This window comes from Streptomyces sp. NPDC096310 (genome assembly GCF_044763125.1).
Taxonomy (GTDB): Bacteria; Actinomycetota; Actinomycetes; order Streptomycetales; family Streptomycetaceae; genus Streptomyces.
On record NZ_JBIWFO010000018.1, the window covers coordinates 19,048 to 33,594 of the forward strand.

The 14,547-nt window shown below is 72.1% G+C and carries 14 protein-coding genes and 1 pseudogene; 9 read left to right on the plus strand and 6 right to left on the minus strand.

Annotated elements, in window-relative coordinates:
- Positions 1-12: 12 nt before the first annotated feature.
- The gene (locus tag ACIQ7D_RS27135; RefSeq protein WP_403941726.1) at positions 13-3,621 is read right to left on the minus strand and encodes an AfsR/SARP family transcriptional regulator; all 3,609 of its coding nucleotides are present in this window, start codon (positions 3,619-3,621) and stop codon (positions 13-15) included.
- A 438-nt stretch (positions 3,622-4,059) separates the two neighbouring features.
- On the opposite strand from ACIQ7D_RS27135, the gene ACIQ7D_RS27140 reads away from it, so the two are divergent.
- A complete protein-coding gene (locus ACIQ7D_RS27140; protein ID WP_403941728.1) occupies positions 4,060-4,863 on the plus strand; it encodes a site-2 protease family protein in 804 nt (267 codons plus the stop codon).
- Between the two features lie 13 nt (positions 4,864-4,876).
- On the opposite strand, the gene ACIQ7D_RS27145 is transcribed toward ACIQ7D_RS27140, so the two are convergent.
- Positions 4,877-5,062, minus strand: coding sequence for a hypothetical protein (locus ACIQ7D_RS27145; RefSeq protein ID WP_403941730.1), 186 nt, complete (start codon positions 5,060-5,062; stop codon positions 4,877-4,879).
- A gap of 177 nt (positions 5,063-5,239) precedes the next feature.
- Between ACIQ7D_RS27145 and ACIQ7D_RS27150 the strand changes: the two genes are divergently transcribed.
- Positions 5,240-6,643, plus strand: coding sequence for a hydrolase (locus tag ACIQ7D_RS27150; protein ID WP_403941732.1), 1,404 nt, complete (start codon positions 5,240-5,242; stop codon positions 6,641-6,643).
- Positions 6,644-6,762: 119 nt separating this feature from the next.
- Here the strand turns inward: ACIQ7D_RS27150 and npdG are convergent, their stop codons facing one another.
- On the minus strand, positions 6,763-7,545 hold the full coding sequence (gene npdG, locus ACIQ7D_RS27155; protein WP_403941734.1) for an NADPH-dependent F420 reductase: 783 nt from the start codon (positions 7,543-7,545) through the stop codon (positions 6,763-6,765).
- A 105-nt stretch (positions 7,546-7,650) separates the two neighbouring features.
- Between npdG and ACIQ7D_RS27160 the strand changes: the two genes are divergently transcribed.
- Both ACIQ7D_RS27160 and ACIQ7D_RS27165 read left to right on the plus strand, forming a co-directional pair.
- The gene (locus ACIQ7D_RS27160; protein WP_403941735.1) at positions 7,651-8,262 is read left to right on the plus strand and encodes a hypothetical protein; all 612 of its coding nucleotides are present in this window, start codon (positions 7,651-7,653) and stop codon (positions 8,260-8,262) included.
- A 131-nt stretch (positions 8,263-8,393) separates the two neighbouring features.
- A pseudogene (locus ACIQ7D_RS27165) lies at positions 8,394-8,906 on the plus strand (MFS transporter); the annotation flags it as partial.
- 62 nt (positions 8,907-8,968) lie between these two features.
- Here ACIQ7D_RS27165 and ACIQ7D_RS27170 read toward each other — a convergent pair.
- Positions 8,969-9,217 (minus strand): hypothetical protein, encoded by a 249-nt coding sequence (locus ACIQ7D_RS27170; RefSeq protein ID WP_403941737.1) that lies wholly within the window; start codon positions 9,215-9,217, stop codon positions 8,969-8,971.
- A 100-nt stretch (positions 9,218-9,317) separates the two neighbouring features.
- Here ACIQ7D_RS27170 and map point away from each other — a divergent pair, with 100 nt between their 5' ends.
- Both map and ACIQ7D_RS27180 read left to right on the plus strand, forming a co-directional pair.
- Positions 9,318-10,175 (plus strand): type I methionyl aminopeptidase, encoded by an 858-nt coding sequence (gene map, locus ACIQ7D_RS27175; RefSeq protein WP_403941739.1) that lies wholly within the window; start codon positions 9,318-9,320, stop codon positions 10,173-10,175.
- A gap of 221 nt (positions 10,176-10,396) precedes the next feature.
- Positions 10,397-11,065: a heme oxygenase (biliverdin-producing) gene (locus tag ACIQ7D_RS27180; protein WP_403941740.1), complete on the plus strand. Its 669-nt coding sequence runs from the start codon at positions 10,397-10,399 to the stop codon at positions 11,063-11,065.
- A 69-nt stretch (positions 11,066-11,134) separates the two neighbouring features.
- On the opposite strand, the gene ACIQ7D_RS27185 is transcribed toward ACIQ7D_RS27180, so the two are convergent.
- Both ACIQ7D_RS27185 and ACIQ7D_RS27190 read right to left on the minus strand, forming a co-directional pair.
- A complete protein-coding gene (locus ACIQ7D_RS27185; protein WP_403941940.1) occupies positions 11,135-11,794 on the minus strand; it encodes a PhzF family phenazine biosynthesis protein in 660 nt (219 codons plus the stop codon).
- A 21-nt stretch (positions 11,795-11,815) separates the two neighbouring features.
- Entirely contained in the window at positions 11,816-12,454 is a 639-nt protein-coding gene (locus tag ACIQ7D_RS27190; protein WP_403941741.1) for a hypothetical protein, read from the minus strand.
- A 343-nt stretch (positions 12,455-12,797) separates the two neighbouring features.
- Here ACIQ7D_RS27190 and ACIQ7D_RS27195 point away from each other — a divergent pair, with 343 nt between their 5' ends.
- The 3 genes from ACIQ7D_RS27195 (at position 12,798) to ACIQ7D_RS27205 (ending at position 14,514) form a co-directional block, all read left to right on the plus strand.
- Positions 12,798-13,643: a helix-turn-helix transcriptional regulator gene (locus ACIQ7D_RS27195; protein ID WP_403941743.1), complete on the plus strand. Its 846-nt coding sequence runs from the start codon at positions 12,798-12,800 to the stop codon at positions 13,641-13,643.
- Positions 13,625-13,897 carry a DUF397 domain-containing protein gene (locus ACIQ7D_RS27200; protein ID WP_403941745.1) on the plus strand — a complete coding sequence of 91 codons (273 nt, stop codon included), beginning with the start codon at positions 13,625-13,627 and terminating at the stop codon, positions 13,895-13,897. The genes ACIQ7D_RS27195 and ACIQ7D_RS27200 overlap by 19 nt, the downstream gene beginning before the upstream one ends.
- An 86-nt stretch (positions 13,898-13,983) precedes the next feature.
- Complete coding sequence (locus tag ACIQ7D_RS27205; protein WP_403941747.1) at positions 13,984-14,514, plus strand: GNAT family N-acetyltransferase; 531 nt, start codon at positions 13,984-13,986, stop codon at positions 14,512-14,514.
- Positions 14,515-14,547 lie beyond the last annotated feature (33 nt).

Below are 14,547 nucleotides of genomic sequence, written 5' to 3' on the forward strand. Positions count from 1 at the left end.
ACGCGGCACGGATCAGACGAGGGCGGCGGCCTCCTTCAGGGAGAGGCCGGCGCCCTCGGCCCGCGCCGCGTCGTACGCGGGCCCGTCGAGCACGGCCCGGGTGGCGGCCTCGGCGGCGGCGAACTGCTCCCGCTCCAGGGTGTTCCGGAAGTGCCCGGCGGGGAGCAGCGCCTCGTACGCGCCGATCAGCCGGGCAGCGTCCCGGCCCCGGCGCCCTTCGGCGGCGGGGAGTCCGCTCAGCGCCCAGGCCGCCGTCAGCAGATGCCCCGCGCCCATGTCGGGCGCGATCACCAGCGACAGCGGGGTCAGCGCTGTCTCCAGGGCGGCGCGCACGCCCGCCAGCGCTTCCGCGAAGCGGCCTTCCTGGCAGTCCAGCCAGGCCATGCCGCTGCGTACGAACCCCTCGAAGGTGTCCAGGGACTCGTTGCGGAACGTACCGAGCAGCACCTTCATCTGTTCCCTGGCCTCGTCGCGGCGTCCGGTACGGCCCAGCCGCAGCGCGAGGAAGAGCCGGGCCGCGGCCATCACCTCCTGCCCGCCGTCCCGCTCACCGAGCAGCACCTCGCGCAGGATCCGCTCGCCCTCGTCGCCCGGGCCCGTCTCGAACATCGTCCCGGCCAGCCGGGTGCGCAGCAGGGCCACCTGGCTGAGCGCGCCGAGCCGCTCGGCATGGCCGACGGCCGCCGCGTAGTCCTCGGCGGCGAGGGCGTACTCGCCGCGTTTCTCCCGGGCCTCGCCCCGGGCGGACAGGGCCTCGGCGGTGCCCCAGCGGTCACCGAGCCGGTCGTAGATCTCCAGGCTGCGGTCGGCGTCCTCGCGCGCGTCGCCCGTCCATTCGGCGCGGTTGGAGAGCACGTTGGCCCGCATGTGCAGCACGCCGGCCAGCTCCCACTCGTATCCGGACTCCTCGCAGGCGCGCACGGTCTCGTCGAGCGCGACCCGCAGGCCATCGGAGTCCCCGGTGAGCATGATCGCAAGGAACAGGAGGTTGGCCGGGTAGCGGCAGGTCTGCGGGAGTCCCGGCCGGTAGACGGTGGCCACCACACGGAGCCAGCCGAGCCGTTCCGGGGAGAGCCAGTCGCCGTCGTCGTGGTCCATGTTGGCCATCTCGATCAACCGCACCTGGCGCCGCGCCTCCTGGAGCAGTTCGGGGGACATCGGCGGCGGCGCGTCCGTGCAGCGCGGCAGGATCGGCGGGGCGGGCTCCCCGGGCGGGGCGAACGGATCGGGCCCGAGGGCCGAGGCTGCCTGCGTCCACTGGCGCGCGTCGGAGCGCAGATCCAGCATCTGCCAGAACCAGACCAGGGAGAGGATGAGACAGAGCGCCTCCTGCTCGTCGGCGGCGGCCAGGGCGCGGCGCAGGGCGGTGCGCAGGTTCTCGTACTCCTGCTGGAGCAGCCGGATCGCGGCGCCCTGGCCGGGCCCGCGCAGCGCGACGTCCGTGGTGCGGGCCAGCTCCCGGAAGTGGACGAGATGGCGGCGCTCGGTCGCGACGCGCTCGGTGACCGCGCGCCCGGCGCCGCCACGGGCACCCTCGGGCCGGCCGGAGTCGCCCGGGGCACCGGGCCGGTCCGCCTGGTCGAGGCGTTCGGCGGTGTACTCCGCGACGGTCTCCAGCAGCCGGTAGCGCATGGTGCCGTCCGGCGTGGGGCCCGCGACGACGAGGGACTTGTCGATGAGGGAGCCGAGCAGCCCGGCGACGTCCCGGGCATCGACGACAGCCACCGCCGGGTGCCCTCCGGGGCCGGGGCCGGTGGCGGGGCCGGCCTCCGTACCGGCGCCGGGTTCCGGGCCGGTGTCGTCGGAGCAGACCGCCTCCGCGGCCGTGAGGTCGCAGCCGCCCGCGAAGACCGACAGCCGCCGCAGCACCGCGCGTTCCTGGGCGTCCAGCAGGTCCCAGGACCAGTCCACGACGGCGCGCAGGGTCTGCTGGCGGGGCAGTACGGTTCTGCTCCCGCTGGTCAGCAGCCGGAAGCGGTCGTCGAGCCGGTCCGCCACCTGACGCGGCGTCAGCATCCGCAGCCGCGCCGCCGCCAGCTCGATCGCCAGTGGCAGCCCGTCCAGCCGGCGGCAGATCTCCGCCACCGCCCCCGGGTCGTCCGCCGGGTCGAACGACGGCCGTGCCGCGCGCCCGCGCTCCGCGAACAGCCGGTGCGCCGGGTCAGGCGGCAGCGGCTCCACCGGGCGGACCACCTCTCCCGGCACCCCCAGCGCCTCCCTGCTGGTCGCCAGGATGGTCAACCCGGGGCAGTACGCGAGCAGTTCGTCGGCGAGCGAGGCCGCCGCGTCGATCACATGCTCGCAGTTGTCGAGCAGGAGCAGCATCCGGCGGCGCGCACAGTGCTCGGTCAGCCGTACGAGCGGATCGCCGGCGTGCCGGTCGGCCGCGCGCAGCTCCTCGGCCCCGGCGCCGCGCAGCACGGCCTCGCGCGCCCCGAGGGCGGTGAGTACGGTCTCGGGGACGGTCGCCGGATCGTCGACGGGGGCCAGCTCGGCCAGCCAGACCCCGTCGGGCCAGTCCCCGCCGGGCCGGTCCCCGGTCATCAGCTCGGCGGCCTCCTGCGAGAGCCGGGTCTTCCCGGCCCCGCCGGGCCCCAGCAGGGTGACGAGCCGGGCGCCGCCGAGGTCGCTCCGTATCGCCTCTATGTCCGCCTCGCGCCCGACAAAGCTGGTCAGGCGGGCGCGGAGGTTCCCGGGGCGTACGGGCCGGGGCGCGAGCGGCGGAGCGGGGGTGTCGGTGGACTCGGTGGTCCCGGTGGTGTCGGTGGACTCGGTGGGGTCAGTGGTCCCGGTGGGGCCGGTGGTGAGGGGGCCGGTGGATATCTCCGGGGGACGCGGGGCGCCGTTCGCCCGTACATCCGCGCCGCTCCCCCAGGCGCCGCCCGGCTCACCGCTCCCGCCGCGCAGCAACTCCCCGTGCAGGGCGCGCAGCTCCGGGCCCGGGTCGGTGCCCAGCCGGTCACCGAGGGCGCGCCGTACCTGCTCGTAGGCGGCCAGCGCCGCCGCCGGGCGCGCCGCGTCGCGCAGGGCCCGGATCCGGAGCGCCTGGAGGGGTTCGTCGAGCGGGAACTCACCGCAGAGCGCGGCCAGTTCGGGCAGGGCCTCGTCCGCCCTGCCCAGGGCGAGCGCGGCCGTCAGCCGGGTCCTGCGGGCCTCCATGCGGCGGGTCTCCCAGCGGGCCGCCTCCGTCCTACGGTCGGGGAGGTCGGCCAGCGCGGGCCCCCGCCAGAGCGCGAGCGCGTCGTCCAGCAGACTGGCGGCCTTGGCCGCGTCGCCCACCTCCAGCGCCCGCGCGCCCTCGCGGGCGAGGGAGCCGAAACGGTGGAGGTCCACGTCGTCCTCGTCCGCACAGAGCCGGTAGCCGCCGCTCTCCGAGGCCACGGCCGAGGCGCCGAGGGTCCGCCGCAACCGCCCGACCAGCGCCTGGAGCGCGCCGACCGCGTCGGCGGGCGGCTCGCCGTCCCAGACCTCGGCGACGAGCACACCGACCGGGACGGTACGGCCGGGCCGCAGCGCCAGCACGGTCAGCAGCGCGCGCAGCCGGGCGCCGCCGAGGGCGGCGGGGGTGCCGTCGGCGTGCTGGGCGAGGGTGGGGCCGAGGATGCGATAGCGCGGACGCATGGGCCCATTGTCAGGGACGGCACTCAGTGGGACCGCCCCGCATCCGGTGGCGTCGGACGGCGGAGGGCGGGCCGCAGAGCGGCCCGGGACTTCCGGGACTTCCGGGGCTTACGAGGCTTCCGGAGCGGGTGACGGGGCACGCACATACCGTCACCAACCCCCGCGTAGTCGGCCCCGGCCCCGGCCTTTGTCACGGCCCCGCCCCCGGGCTCCGCCCCGGGGCCGTCCTGCCACCCGTCGTCGTGCGGGATCGTCCACAGCGCCATACGCCCAGCCTCCCCGGAACCGTGCCCGGGGGCGAGACGTTTTCCGCGTGTCGGACGTTCGGTAAGAGTCGGCTGTACGGTCGGGCAGGTCTCCCGCCGAACGGTCCCGCCCTGCCCGGCCCGCCGGATCCGCCCTCCCGGGGTGCCCCACCCACGACCACGGAGCCCCACCATGAGCAGCGTCACTACCCGCAACAGCGACCGCCGGATCTCCCCCGTCTTCCTGGGCATCGTCGCCGTCACGGCGGTCGCCGGCTGGGCGGTGTGGACGGGCTTCGCCGCGGACATCAGGGTCGGCGTCTTCCTGTTCGTCACGGGCGCCTGGATCACCTCGCTCTGTCTGCACGAGTACGCGCACGCCCGCACCGCGCTGCACAGCGGTGACATCTCGATCGGCGCGAAGGGCTATCTGACGCTCAACCCGCTCAAGTACACGCACGCGCTGCTGAGCATCGTGCTGCCCGTCATCTTCGTGATCATGGGCGGGATCGGGCTGCCGGGCGGGGCGGTCTTCATCGAGCGGGGCCGTATCCAGGGCCGGTGGAAGCACAGCCTGATCTCGGCGGCGGGCCCGCTGACGAACGTGCTGTTCGCGATCGTCTGCACGGCGCCGTTCTGGCTGGACGCCCTCTCCGGTGTCCCGCTGGGCTTCCGTTACGCGCTCGGCTTCCTCGCCCTGCTCCAGGTCACTGCGGCGCTGCTGAACTTCCTGCCGGTGCCCGGCCTGGACGGATACGGGATCATCGAGCCCTGGCTTTCGTACAAGATCCGCCGCCAGGTGGAGCCGTTCGCGCCGTTCGGGCTGCTCGCCGTCTTCATCATTCTCTTCATCCCCGAGGTGAACGGCGCGTTCTTCGACGGGATCGACGCGCTGCTGCGCACGCTGGGCGTCTCGGAGCTGGAGACGTACTGTGGTCGCAACCTCTACAGCTTCTGGACGAGCCGGCAGGAATTCGTCTGCGGATCCGCCGGATAGCGCACCCGGGACGCTACGGCCGTGCCGGCGCCGCCCGGTCCGCCCTCGCCTTGCGGAGGTAGTACCAGGCCATGTTGGACGAGAGCCCCGCGAGCAGCACCCATACGACACCGAGCCAGTTGCCCTGGACGAAGGAGACCACGGCCGCGACCACGGTCAGGACACAGACGGCGAGGGCGTAGAGAGCGAGGCGGGGCATGCGGGTCGGCTCCTGTCGGGGGGGGCGTTCCCGGCCCCGGTGGGGCCAGGAGGGGCGTACGGACACCCTCGGCCCCCGTGCGGAGGGAACGGAAGGCAGAGTCCGTGGTCCTCGCGGGCAGCATACTTCGCCCCCGCGCTACCTGACGGGCGTCCCGGCACCCGCTAACGTCAGCGCGTGAGCCTCTGGACTTCTCTTGAGCCCGCGTCCACCACGGTGGCCCCTGGCGACACGACCACCGTGCGGTTGCGCCTGCGCAACACCGGTGATGTCGTCGACGAATACCACTTCGTTCCCGTCGGTGATGTTGCCCCGTACATCACCCTCGAACCCTCGTCCATCCGGCTTTTCCCGGGGACCACGGGCCTCCTCCAGCTCACCGTCGCGCCGCCCCGCACCCCGGACGCGACCGCGGGGCCGCATCCGTACGGGGTCCAGGTCGTCCCGACCGAGCAGACCGACTCGGCAACGGTCGCCGAAGGCAACGTCAGTTTCACCCCGTTCACGGAGGTACGGACCGAACTGGTCCCGCCGACCGTGAAGGGACGGTTCCGCGGCCGGCCCAAGCTGGCCATCGACAACCTCGGCAACACCCCTCTCACCGTCTCCCTCTCCGGCAACGACAACGGCGACGCGCTCTCGTACGAACTGCTGCCCGCCAGCGTGCAGATCCAGCCGGGCCGCGCCGCCTTCGTGAAGGCGAAGCTCAAGCCCCGGCAGATCATCTGGCTCGGCCAGAAACAGGAACGGCCGTACGCACTGGCTCTCCAGCGGTCGGGAACGACTCCGCTCGACACCGAGGGAACCTATGTACAGCGGGGCTTCCTGCCGCTGTGGCTCGCCACCCTGATGAGCATCCTCCTCGCGCTGGCGATCACCTTCGCCGTGCTCTGGTTCGCCTATCAGCCCTCGCTGCGCTCCCTCGCCCGCGAGCAGCCCCAGTCGGTCGCCGCCCGTGCGATACCCACGGTGGAGCCGTCGAAGCCGCCGGCGCTGCCCTCGGAACCGGCCGCGCCGGTACCCAGCGCGCCCGTGGGGGAGTCGCCGGCCGGGTCCGAGGAGGAGGGCGGCGGGGGTTCGGACGGTGAGAAGGAGAAGAAGGAGGAGGAGCCGGCCGAGCCCGTGGAGAACACCGCGGCAGTCGCCGTGACCAAGCTGAACGAGCGGTCCCCGGGCCGGCACATCTGCTACCGGGCGTATGTACGGGGCACCGGCTGGCAGGACCCGGTCTGCGACGGCATCACGTCGGGTACGGAGGGCCAGGACCGGCCCGTCGAGAGCATCAACATCGCCGTGTCCGGCACGGCCCGGGTGAGCGCCAACGGGTTCATCGAGAACACGGACTGGGAGCCGGCCTGGAAGAGCGTCGAGAACCTGAAGGACCTGTACATCGGCACCCCGGACAAGGACGTGTTCATGCGGGGCATGGCGATCAGCGTCGGTGAGGGCAGCGTCTGTGTGACCGCGCGGGTCCACAGCCAGGAGTGGCTGGAGAAGGCGTGCTCCGAGCCGGGCGGCTACAAGTTCGGCGGCACTCTGAGCAAGGATCTGGCGCTGGAAGCGTTCAAGCTCATCGTGTGACGGCGGGAAGCCGCCGCCGGCGCTCCGCCTGACGGCCCGTAGGAGCCTCACGAGAACCGAGGGCCTGGGGCCCGGCCCACCACGAGGCCGGGCACCAGGCCCTCGGTCCGTGTCCGAAGCTACGCCTCCGACTGGACGTCCGTGATCCGCAGCCCCGCGTGGGCCTTGTAACGGCGGTTCACCGAGATGAGGTTGGCCACCAGCGACTCCACCTGGTGGGCGTTGCGCAGCCGGCCCGCGAAGACCCCGCGCATCCCCGGGATCCGGCCCGCCAGCGCCTGGACCAGGTCGGTGTCCGCGCGTACCTCGCCCAGCACCATCACATCCGTCTCGATCCGCTCGACCTCCGCGTCCTGGAGGAGCACCGCGGAGAGGTGGTGGAAGGCGGCGGTCACCCGCGAGTCGGGCAGCAGGGCGGCGGCCTGCTCGGCGGCGCTGCCCTCCTCGGGCTTGAGGGCGTACGCGCCCTTCTTGTCGAAGCCCAGCGGGTTGACGCAGTCGACGACCAGCTTGCCCGCCAGCTCCTCGCGCAGCGACTCCAGCGTCTTGGCGTGCCCGTCCCACGGCACGGCGACGATGACGACGTCGCTGCGGCGCGCGCAGCCGGCGTTGTCCGCGCCCTCGATGCCGTTGCCGAGTTCGGCCGCGGCGGCCTCGGCCCGCTCGGCGGCCCGGGACCCGATGATCACTTTCTGTCCGGCGCGCGCCAGCCGGTAGGCGAGCCCCTTGCCCTGCGGCCCCGTACCGCCCAGCACGCCGACGACCAGCCCGGAGACGTCGGGGAGGTCCCACGGGTCCTTGGCGGCGGGCTTGGCCGACGGCGCGGCGCCGGGCTCGGCGCCGGGCTGTCCGGCGGGCTGGGCGGGCTGGTTCGGCGTGCTGCCACTGTCCGTTGAAGTCATGGTCAGACTCTACGGGGCGGTAACCGGGCGTCCGGCAGCCCCGTTCGGGTGAGAAGCGCCGGTACCGGCCACGCCAGGCGCCCTCCTGCGGCAGGATGCGGGCCCATGGATGCCGTACGCGTCGCACTGCTGCGCGAAGTCCTGACCGGTACGGAGTGGCCGTCGGCGACCCGGCGGTTCGCGGGGGCGCTGCGCTCCTCCGTCGTACCGCACGGCGGCGGGCTGCTGCTCGTCGGGACCGAGGCGTACGAACCGTGGCATCTCGCCGCGCACCTGGTGGACGAGGCGGCCTGGTCCGGCCAGCCCGAGCTGAACCCCACCCTCGTACGCCACCGGGTGCGGCCCGGCGATCCGGCGCATCTCGCCGTCGGGCTGGGCCGTCTGGAGACGGCGGGCCGGGGCGAGACGCTGCTCGTCGTGGCGCCGGAACGCCCCGACGGCGGGCTGCTGGAGCGGGTGCACGACGCGCGGCGCGCCGGGGCGACGGTGCTGTCGCTGGACGGCGGCGACGCGGAGGTACAGGGGCTCGCGCACGACGCGCTGACGGTGGCCGCGGCGGACGCGGCACAGGGTGTGGACCTGGACACCGTGCAGCATCTCGTGGCCGCCGCCACCGGCGAGAACACCCTCCCGGCGCCACGCGGCCGGCGCCGCTTCCGGGACCGGTTGTCGCGGCTGGCGGACCAGTTGACGGCGCCGCCGCCAGCCCGCTGGTGAGCCGCGCGGGGCTGCCCGATGACGGGGTACGGCCTGCCCGGTGGCGGGGTACGGCCTGCCCGGTGAACAGGTTCCGGCCTCCGCACAGTCGGCTTGCCGTGACGCCCCCGCGCCACGCAGCATGGCCTCTCGTGACCACAGGCCCCCTCCGTTCGACGCACTCGATCCTGCCGGATCTCTCCCCGCTCCGCTCCTCCCGGGATTTCCGGCTGCTCTGGGTGCAGGGGCTGGTGACGACCTTCGGCAGCTTCATGGCGATGATCGCGCTGCCGCTCCAGATCAAGGACCTCACCGGATCCCCGCTCGCCGTCGGCGCGATGGGGGCCGTGGAGCTGGTGCCGCTGATCGTCTTCGGGCTGTACGGCGGGGCCCTCGCCGACGCCGTCGACCGGCGCCGCGTCATCCTGCTCACCGAGGCGGGGCTCGGTCTGCTGGCCGCCGTCCTGCTGCTGAACGCCCTGCTGCCGCGGCCCCTGCTCTGGCCGCTGTACGTGGTGGCGGCCGGGGTCTCCGCGCTCGCCGGGCTCCAACGGCCCGCGCTGGACTCGCTGATGGCCCGTATCGTCCCGCACGACCAGCTCACCGCGGCGGCGGCGCTCAACGCGGCACGCTGGCAGCTCGGGGTGCGCAGGGCGGGGCCGAGCGGGGCGACGGGACAGCGGGAGCGAGGCCCGTATGCGGTCCGGTCACCCCCGCCGCCGGCCCGTCAGGCCGGTTCGGAGCCGTCCGATCCGCTCTTCCCGCTCTTCGACGGGTCGTGCCAGCGCGGGTCCGTCTCCCACTCCAGATTGCGCTCCCGGGCCGTCTGCATCGCGTGTTCCGCCTCCTGGCGGGTGGCGTAAGGACCGAAGCGGTCCTTGGCGGGACAGTCCGGCCCTTCCTCGACCTTCTGGTGCCGCAGGCAGTAGAACCACTCGCCGGGCTTGCCGACCGTACGCTTCTTGAACAGGGCCATCATCGGCTCCTTCCTCTGGCGCCTGGCGCCTCACGCCCGACGCCTCTCCCGTCATGCTGCCCCACCTGGGCCGGTTGAGCCCTGCCATAGACTCGCCGGTATGTCTGGCCAGTCGCTGCTCGTACCAGGGGAGATCTCTCCCGCCCGTTCCGTCCCCGGAAAGATCCGGCGCCCCGAGTACGTCGGGAAGCCCGCTCCCACCCCGTACACCGGGCCGGAAGCGCAGACCGCCGAAACGATCGAGCTGATGCGGATCGCCGGGCGCATCGCCGCCCAGGCGATGGAGGAGGCCGCGAAACTCATCGCGCCGGGCGTGACCACGGACGAGCTGGACCGGGTCGCGCACGAGTTCATGTGCGACCACGGGGCCTACCCCTCGACGCTCGGTTACCGGGGGTTCCCCAAGTCGCTGTGCACCTCCGTGAACGAGGTCATCTGCCACGGGATCCCGGACTCGACCGTGCTCCAGGACGGCGACATCGTCAACCTCGACGTCACGGCGTACATCAACGGGGTGCACGGCGACAACAACGCCACCTATCTGTGCGGGAACGTCGACGAGGAGTCGAAGCTCCTGGTGGAGCGGACGCGCGAGGCGCTGAACCGCGCCATCAAGGCGGTTCGGCCGGGGCGCAGGATCAATGTGATCGGGCGGGTCATCGAGTCGTACGCCAAACGGTTCGGCTACGGCGTGGTCCGGGACTTCACCGGGCACGGGATCAACTCGTCCTTCCACTCCGGGCTGATCATCCCGCACTACGACAGCCCGCACGCCACCACGCTCATCGAGCGGGGCATGACGTTCACGATCGAGCCGATGCTCACCCTCGGCACGTACGAGCACGACATGTGGGCCGACGGCTGGACCGTCGTGACGAAGGACCACAAGCGGACCGCGCAGTTCGAGCACACGCTCGTGGTGACGGAGACGGGCGCGGAGATCCTGACGCTGCCGTGACCCTCGCGGGCGGCTGACCACGCGAAACCCCGGGATTGCCATCTGGCGGTCCCGGGGTAACGTTTTTACCGACAGGAAGTCGGGAACCATTGACTTAGGTAAGCCTAAGTAAGAGTATCGATCAGGGCGGCCGTACGTGTGTACGCCCGCATCCGCTGCTGTACGCCCGTATCCGCCGCCAGTCCGTCCTTCCCGTCCCCCTCGGTCTCCGGAGGCCCGCCTTGGACGCATCCGCCACCACCGCCACCCCCTTCTCCACGCTGATCCGGGTCGCCTCGCACGAGAAGCACGACGAGGCGAACGCGGCTCCGTTCATGAGCAACCTGCTCGGCGGCCGGCTCGGTGTGGAGGCGTACACGCGCTACACGGAGCAGCTCTGGTTCGTGTACCGCACGATGGAGGACGCGTCGGAGACACTGAGAGAGGACCCGGTCGCCGGACCCTTCCTCCGGGGCGAGCTGGCCCGCACCCCGGAGCTGGAGCGCGATCTGGCGCATCTGCGGGGCGCCGACTGGCGTACGGGGCTCGCACCGCTGCCCGCGACGGCCGCGTACGCCGCGCGGGTGGAGGAGTGCGCGCGCGAGTGGCCCGGCGGGTTCGTGGCGCACCACTACACGCGGTACATGGGGGACCTCTCCGGCGGCCAGATAGTCCGCGACAAGGCGGAGAAGACCTACGGCTTCGCGCGCAAGAGCGACGGCGTACGGTTCTACGTCTTCGAGGGGATCGCCAACCCGGCGGCCTTCAAGCGCGGCTACCGGGAGCTGCTGGACACGATCGCGGCGGACGACCTGGAGAAGCAGCGGATCATCGACGAGTGCAAGCGCGCCTTCGACTTCAACGCGGCGGTGTTCGAGGAGCTGAGCACGGAGTTCCCGCTGAGCGCGTAGGGGTACGGGCGGGGCCGGGCCCGGACCCAGGGGCTCAGGACCGAGGGCTCGGCGCCCAGGGCTCAGGGCTCAGCGGGCGTGCTCCGTGATCAGCCGCACGCGCCCGCCGAGCTCGATCGAGCCGTCGGGTCCGGGGGCGGTGATGAGCTGCGAACCCCGGCCCTGCGTGATGTTGAGCGCCCGGCCGAGCCGCGCCGTGAGCAGCAGCGCGGCGGCCCCGGTCGCCTCGTCCTCCACGATGCCGTCGCCTCGGCGCGGAAAGGCCCGCGCCCTGACCCGTCCCGCCGCCTCGTCCTCCCAGGCCCACGCGTACAGCCACCCCTCGCCGGGCGGTGGCGCGGGCAGCGCGTCGACCTCGGCGGCGGAGGCGTACTGCTCCAGCGTGCGCGGCGGAGCCCACTCGGGGCGCGCGGTGATCCAGGTGAACTCGCCGTCCTGACGCACCCAGACCTCCCCGGCGGGCGGGTTCACGGCCTCCAGATCGAGCAGCCAGGCCGCGCCGACGAGCGGATGCCCGGCGAACGGCAGCCGCAGCCCGGGGGTGTAGATGTCGACCACGCCCCGGTCGGGGTCGTCCACGAACACGGTCTCGCTGTAACCGAACTTCGCGGCGATGGCCTGCCGGTCCGCCCGGTCGGGGTGATGCCGCCCCTCGCGGACGACACCGAGCAGATTGCCGTGCCGGCCGTCGGCGCCGCAGAAGACGCTGAGTACGTCGATGTCAGTCACGTTCACCCGGGCATTCAAACATCACTCACCTTTCACGACGGTCACCACGGCGAGAGCGAGAATCCCGAGGACGGCTCCCAGGGTGACGGCGAGCGCTTCGAGCCACGAGGGTCCCCCTTTCCCCGCCCTCGTACGCGCGTGCCGCCCACCGGAGCGGTGGACCCGCCGAAAGGGCCACCACCAACGGCGCCGGGGCGCCCCGCTGTGCCGCTGGACGGCGGAGGCGGCCGGTTGGGCGGTGAGCGTGTACCGCCCCGAGTCGTCGGCCGCACCGATCACCACCCGCTCACCGGTGACGAGCCGCCCCAGGGCGAGGGACTGCTGCCGGTGGTCGTCGCACCAGGAGCGCAGCGCCGTGGGCACGTCCGGTACGTACGAGGCCACCGGCACCAGCACACCCCGCCCCGGCCCGGGTGCGGGCAACCAGGCGGCGGCCGGGTCGGGGTCGAGCCCGTCCGCCACCCGGTGGGCCTGATCCCGTAACCAACTCAGGGCGCCCTCGGACGTGTACATCCGCCGGGCACCGAGTACGACGCGTACCCGGGCCCCGTTCACCGGCCCCTCCGCGACGACGGTCACCACGTACACCGTCACCCCTGCCCGCAACACGGCGGCCCGAGCCGCCTGCGGTGCGGGTGCGCGGCGATCTGCCGGTCGCACTCCTCGACGGTCGCCTCCCCGATCCCCCGCCGGGCGTTCTCCCGGCGCTTCGCCCACCAGCCGCACACATCGCAGCCGACTACGGGCAGTGGCGTGGGGGCCCGGCGGGGCGGGGCGGCCCCCGGAGGCACGTACAACAATGCCGCAGGAACCTCCTGGTTACGCGTCATCGGACACCTGTCTACTTGTCGCCATCCACCTGTTGCGGAGGCGGAGGGTGGATTACCGTGCGTACTCGGACAGCTACGAGAATGCACCCGGAAACTGGCTCAAATGCCGCTGGCGGGAGGTAAGTCGCCGCCACATTCCGGTAATTCCACACCTTCGACGAGAGGTCGGTGCGATGCCCCCCAGGCGGATCATCACGGGACGAAGCCAGGAGCCGCGCAAGCGGTTCGTGGAGGAACTCACTCGACTACGCGCGGAGAAGGGCCACAGCCTGCGCAAACTCGGCGACACGCTGGGCTGGGACCCGTCCCTGTTCGGCAAGATGGAGAGCGGCGACACCCTCGGCGGCCCGGAGGTCGCCCAGGCGCTGGACCACCACTACAAGACACCGGGCCTGCTACTGACCCTGTGGGAACTGGCCATGGCGGATCCAGGACAGTTCAAGGAGCGCTACCGCAGGTACATGACCCTGGAGGCGGACGCGGTGAGCCTCTGGCACTTCGGAGTCAGCCTCCTGCCCGGGCTGCTCCAGACGGAGGGGTACGCGCGTGAAGTGCTCGCGGTGGGCGGCATCGAGGGCGAGTTGGAGATGGAGCGGCAGGTCATGGCGCGCATAGGGCGTCGTGTTCTGCTGGAGGGCGAGAATCCGCCGCGCTTCCGCACGATCCTCTCCGAAGCGGTGCTGCGCACCCCGCTGCTGGATGCCGAGGAGTGGCGGAAGCAGCTTCAGTATCTGATCGAGATGACCGAACTCCCGCACATCGCACTCCAGGTCCTTCCGTTCACCGTCGGACCGCACGGCTTGAACAGCACCCACGTAATGTTCCTGCGGGCGCCGAACGGCTCCACCGTGGCCTACACGGAGAACGCGCTGCGAGGCGATCTGATCGAGGAACCGAAACCGGTTGAGCAGCTTCAACTCGCGTACGATGCGATGCGCGACCACGCGCTGTCCCCGGTCGAGTCACGGAAGCTGATCACGCAGATGTTGGAGGAGGTCTCGTGGGACCCAATGACCTGAGCCCCGTTGTCTGGCGCAAGAGTTCGTACAGCAACCCGGACGGCGGCCAGTGCGTCGTAGCCGCAGCCGCGTGGCGCAAGAGTTCCTACAGCAACTCGGACGGCGGCGAGTGCGTCGAAGCCGCCCTCAACCTCCCCGGCACCGTTCCCGTACGCGACTCCAAGAACCCAGAAGGCCCCGCGCTCCTCTTCCCGGCGACGGCCTTCACCTCGTTCGTCCAGGCGCTCCGCTCGGACACGCTCGACGCGCGCTGAACAGCCCCGGGCAGGAGCCCGCACGGGTGAAAAAGTGGTGCCCCATGGGTCCCGCCCTGCCGCCCTCAGGAGGCACAGTGAAGTTCATGATCCGCCCGGCCCGTGCGGAGGACGCCGGGGCGGTCAGTGAGATCGTGCTCGCCCGGTCTGCCTGGCTGGTAGAGCGTGGACTGCCCAGTTGGCGCGCGGACGTGGAGAGCGTCAGCGTGCAGGCGGAGAACCCCGATGGGGCCATGTACGTACTGGAAGCGGACGGCAGGCCGATCGGGTGCACGACCGTGACGGAATCGACTCCACCCATGGCCTGGACCGACGAGGAACTGGCCGAACCGGCGCTCTACCTCTACACCACGGTCACTCACCCCGAGACCGTCCCGTGGAAGCCGGGAACCCTCATCGCGCTGTGGGCGGTGGACCGGGCAGCGAAGGAGGAAAAGCTGTGGGTACGCCGTGGATGTAGGTTCCCGGGACTTGTGTCGTACTACCAGCGACAGAAATTCACCGTGATCCACGAGCTGCAAAAAACTCACGGCCCGATGTATCTGATGGGCCGCCGCGCTGAGCGCATCACGGACTTGGAGGACCGCTTCAACGGGCTCTTCAAGCCTTCCGCATAGCCGACCGGTGCCTGCGCTCTCCCCGGTAACGAG